Below are 1,599 nucleotides of genomic sequence, written 5' to 3' on the forward strand. Positions count from 1 at the left end.
TGTTCAATCAGTAAAATCATGACACAATTAGATATTTACTTGATTGCTGCAACTGTAGTTATTCTGATTTTCTCACTCGCAATCTATTATCATCAAAAACATGAACACGAAAAAGAAGATTTCATTCTTTCAAATAAGAAGATTATTGATTTTAACAATTATCAGCATACACCATTGAACTTAAAAAAATTCAATGCTTTAAAACTTGAACAGTTAAGGAAAATGAATCCTTATTCATTCGAGGAATATATTGCTTCTATGTTTAGAATTTTAGGATACAAAGATGCACGAGCGACTAAGAAAAGCGACGACGGCGGGAAAGACGTCATCATGCATGATGCAGAAGGTCAGCTCTATTACGTTGAATGTAAAAAATTCGGAAAAAATTCCACCGTTGGAAGGCCAATAATTCAAAAAATAGTCGGAGCGTGTTACCCTGATGGAGCGCGAGGAATCGTGATTAATTCTAATAAATTTTCACAAAAAGCCATTGCCGAAGCCAAGAAAAGCGGTGTCAGATTAATTGGACCAGTCGAGTTACTGGAAATGATTGAGAAAGCTGAGGCAATTCAAAATCAACAAGAAGCTTTAGTTTAATAAAAAAAGAGACAAAAATTTGTCTCTTTTTTTTAATCCAAAAGTAATCCACCAAACTCAGAATTAATTTTCAAGCCTGGGTTTTCATATTCGACTTCATCGATGGTTTCAGTTTCCTTTGTTGCAATAGTCGTTCCATTGCGTTCAACAACTGAAACATTATCTAATTTATTTAAAACATCTTGCATCATTGATTTTAAATCTTGAACATCAGATTTCAAATCGTTCAAATTTTGCTCCGAAGACTCAGATTGTTCTAAATCTTTTAATTTCATAATATAAGATGTTTTATCTGTTTGTTTTGAAAAATGATCATAAAGATCATCATTAGATGAATTGAAGTAAATGTTCTGACGACGATATTTTTTTGTTTCCGATTGTTCCTCTCTTGCTTCCTTTTGATTCTTCGTGTCTTTACTCATGTATGTCACCTACTATGCTAATAATTTCAATGATCCTTCCGCATTTGCAAATTCGCTATTCTCTTTTGAAACTACGACATTTTTCATTTTAAAGACTTTGTTAAAATGTTCTTCATAAAGCTTTGTTGCTCCACCACTTGCTAAAATCTTTGTTGAATCAACTCCAACTTCTAAATCAAACAATGCGTCATAGATTTGCCCAACATAGTCTAACACTTTTTCACGACCTAATTCAACAATTTCATTTTTTACAAACGAATTGTTTCCTGCTAAAACTTCTAACACCTGTGCTTCGGTCGTAATACCTTTGACTTGATTATCTTTAAATAATTTATTAACTGACGTTAATAAGCGAGAACATCCAAAATCAATTGTCCCTGCATCATTATCGTTTGTTGATACGATCTTCAATCCATCAAGAGTGACATAACCAGTATTTAAGCTTCCGAAATCAATTGAAATAACTCGTTGATTTTTGTAAGTATCCGCTTCTTTCAAAACTGCTCCAAGACCTTCATAATAAGGTAAAACATTAATAACAAATGAATAAGTCACATTATCTACAATGATAGACGTATTC

3 protein-coding genes are annotated in these 1,599 nt (G+C 32.3%); 1 reads left to right on the forward strand and 2 read right to left on the reverse strand.

Features of this window, described 5'->3' with window-relative positions; all coding sequences use genetic code 11:
- The coding region (locus tag Q0G30_RS14325) for a restriction endonuclease (RefSeq protein WP_294391457.1) at positions 1–597 on the forward strand (597 nt) is incomplete at its 5' end.
- A gap of 32 nt (positions 598–629) precedes the next feature.
- Here the strand turns inward: Q0G30_RS14325 and Q0G30_RS14330 are convergent.
- Positions 630–1,019, reverse strand: coding sequence for a hypothetical protein (locus tag Q0G30_RS14330; RefSeq protein ID WP_294391459.1), 390 nt, complete (start codon positions 1,017–1,019; stop codon positions 630–632).
- Positions 1,020–1,031: 12 nt separating this feature from the next.
- Positions 1,032–1,599 (reverse strand): hypothetical protein (locus Q0G30_RS14335; protein WP_294391463.1); only part of this gene is annotated, 568 nt, incomplete at its 5' end.

The sequence above is a fragment of the uncultured Clostridium sp. genome, from assembly GCF_934754925.1.
GTDB lineage: Bacteria > Bacillota > Clostridia > Clostridiales > Clostridiaceae > Clostridium.